1 rRNA gene is annotated in these 3,198 nt (G+C 58.3%); it reads right to left on the minus strand.

The features are described 5' to 3' along the window. Positions 1–13 precede the first annotated feature (13 nt). Positions 14–3,140: ribosomal RNA gene (locus ABGB17_RS38690) — 23S ribosomal RNA — on the minus strand. Between the last annotated feature and the right edge of the window lie 58 nt (positions 3,141–3,198).

Consider the following 3,198-nt stretch of genomic DNA (forward strand, 5'->3'; position numbering starts at 1 on the left):
TTGGAATGTTTTTGTGGTCAAGTCCTCGGCCTATTAGTACCGGTCGGCTGGGCACCTTACAGTGTGTACACCTCCGGCCTATCAACCCAGTCGTCTACTGGGAGCCTTACCCCCCTTGCAGGGGTGGGAGACCTCATCTCAAGGCGAGCTTCCCGCTTAGATGCTTTCAGCGGTTATCCCTGCCGAACGTAGCCAACCAGCCATGCACCTGGCGGTACAACTGGCACACCAGAGGTTCGTCCGTCCCGGTCCTCTCGTACTAGGGACAGCTCCTTTCAAGTCTCCTGCGCGCGCAGCGGATAGGGACCGAACTGTCTCGCGACGTTCTAAACCCAGCTCGCGTACCGCTTTAATGGGCGAACAGCCCAACCCTTGGGACCTACTCCAGCCCCAGGATGCGACGAGCCGACATCGAGGTGCCAAACCATCCCGTCGATATGGACTCTTGGGGAAGATCAGCCTGTTATCCCCGGGGTACCTTTTAGCCGTTGAGCGACACCGCTTCCACACGCCGGTGCCGGATCACTAGTCCCAGCTTTCGCTCCTGCTCGACCCGTCGGTCTCACAGTCAAGCCCCCTTGTGCACTTACACTCACCACCTGATTGCCAACCAGGCTGAGGGAACCTTTGGGCGCCTCCGTTACTCTTTAGGAGGCAACCGCCCCAGTTAAACTACCCACCAGACACTGTCCCCCACCCGGATCCACGGGCGCGGGTTCAGGCATCCAAAACGACCAGAGTGGTATTTCACCAATGACTCCACCCCCACTAGCGTGAAGGCTTCACCGTCTCCCACCTATCCTACACAAGCCGTCCCAAACACCAATGTCAAGCTGTAGTGAAGGTCCCGGGGTCTTTCCGTCCTGCTGCGCGTAACGAGCATCTTTACTCGTACTGCAATTTCGCCGGGTCTGCGGTTGAGACAGCGGGGAAGTCGTTACGCCATTCGTGCAGGTCGGAACTTACCCGACAAGGAATTTCGCTACCTTAGGATGGTTATAGTTACCACCGCCGTTTACCGGCGCTTAAGTTCTCACCTTCACCCGAGGCAAAACCCCGAGTTGAGCGGTCCCCTTAACGTTCCGGCACCGGGCAGGCGTCAGTCCGTATACATCGTCTTACGACTTCGCACGGACCTGTGTTTTTAGTAAACAGTCGCTTCCCCCTGGCCACTGCGACCCCCACCAGCTCAAGCAGCACGTGCTATCACCAGCAGAGGCCCCCCTTCTCCCGAAGTTACGGGGGCAATTTGCCGAGTTCCTTAACCACAGTTCACCCGATCGCCTCGGTATTCTCTACCTGACCACCTGAGTCGGTTTCGGGTACGGGCCGCCGGCACACTCGCTAGAGGCTTTTCTCGGCAGCATGGGATCACCCACTTCGCCACAATCGGCTCGGCATCACACCTCAGGACTGTCTAACGGGAGCACGGATTTGCCTGCGCTCCGTCCCTACATGCTTACCCCAGGAACAACCATCGCCTGGGCTGGGCTACCCTCCTGCGTCACCCCATCGCTTACCTACTACCAGATCAGGCCGACCCCTCTCCTACCCGCCGGCCGAAGCCGGACAGATGCTCGAGCAAGTCTTAGTATCACTGGGCTCGGTATTGGCGCGTGCTAGCGGGTACGGGAATATCAACCCGTCATCCATCGACTACGCCTGTCGGCCTCGCCTTAGGCCCCGACTTACCCTGGGCGGATCAACCTGCCCCAGGAACCCTTGGTCATCCGGCGCGAGGGTTTCCCACCCTCGAATCGCTACTCATGCCTGCATTCTCACTCGCACGCACTCCACGCCCCATCACCAGAACGCTTCACAGCACGCACGACGCTCCCCTACCCACCACCACCACATGGATGGTAGTGCCGCGACTTCGGCGGTGTGCTTAAGCCCCGCTACATTGTCGGCGCGGAATCACTTGACCAGTGAGCTATTACGCACTCTTTCAAGGATGGCTGCTTCTAAGCCAACCTCCTGGTTGTCACTGCGACTCCACATCCTTTCCCACTTAGCACACCCTTAGGGGCCTTAGTCGGCGATCTGGGCTGTTTCCCTCTCGACCACGAAGCTTATCCCCCGCGGTCTCACTGCCACGCTACACTTCACCGGCATTCGGAGTTTGGCTGACGTCAGTAACCCGGTAAGGCCCATCAGCCAACCAGTGCTCTACCTCCGGCAAGGACCACGCAACGCTGCACCTAAATGCATTTCGGGGAGAACCAGCTATCACGGAGTTTGATTGGCCTTTCACCCCTACACACAGATCATCCCCCAGGTTTTCAACCCTGGTGGGTTCGGTCCTCCACACGGTCTTACCCGCGCTTCAACCTGCCCATGCGTAGATCACCCCGCTTCGGGTCCACAACATGCGACTATCGATCGCCCTATTCAGACTCGCTTTCGCTACGGCTCCCCCACACGGGTTAACCTCGCCACACACCATGACTCGCAGGCTCATTCTTCAAAAGGCACGCGGTCACATCACACACCAGGCAAGCCCGGTGTACGCTCCCACGGCTTGTAGGCACACGGTTTCAGGTACTATTTCACGACCCCTCACCGGGGCGCTTTTCACCTTTCCCTCACGGTACTGGTCCACTATCGGTCATCAGGAAGTATTCAGGCTTACCAGGTGGTCCTGGCAGATTCACACAGGATTTCTCGAGCCCCGTGCTACTTGGGAACACCCTCAAGGAAGTCCATGAAGTTTCGCCTACCCGGCTGTCACGGTCTACGGCCCTGCATCCCAACAGGCTCGGCTACCCCACAGATTTATCACTCCCCGCAGTCCCGGCAGAGACCACAAGAGGGATCCCACGACCCCGGACACGCAACGCCTGCCGGCTGATCACACGCGCCCGGTTTAGCCTCATCCGCGTTCGCTCACCACTACTAACGGAATCACTATTGTTTTCTTCTCCTACGGGTACTGAGATGTTTCACTTCCCCGCGTTACCACCAACCGCCCTATACATTCAGACGGCGGCGACACCACATGACTGGTGCCAGGTTTCCCCATTCGGACATCCCCGGATCAACGTCTGGTTGGCGACTCCCCGAGGCTTAACGCAGCCTCCCACGTCCTTCATCGGCTCCTGATGCCAAGGCATCCACCGTGTGCCCTAAAAAACTTGGCCACAAAAGATGCTCGCGTCCACTATGCAATTCACAAACAACAAACAGGAAAACCGCACC

Source organism: Sphaerisporangium sp. B11E5 (assembly GCF_039871875.1).
GTDB lineage: Bacteria > Actinomycetota > Actinomycetes > Streptosporangiales > Streptosporangiaceae > Sphaerisporangium.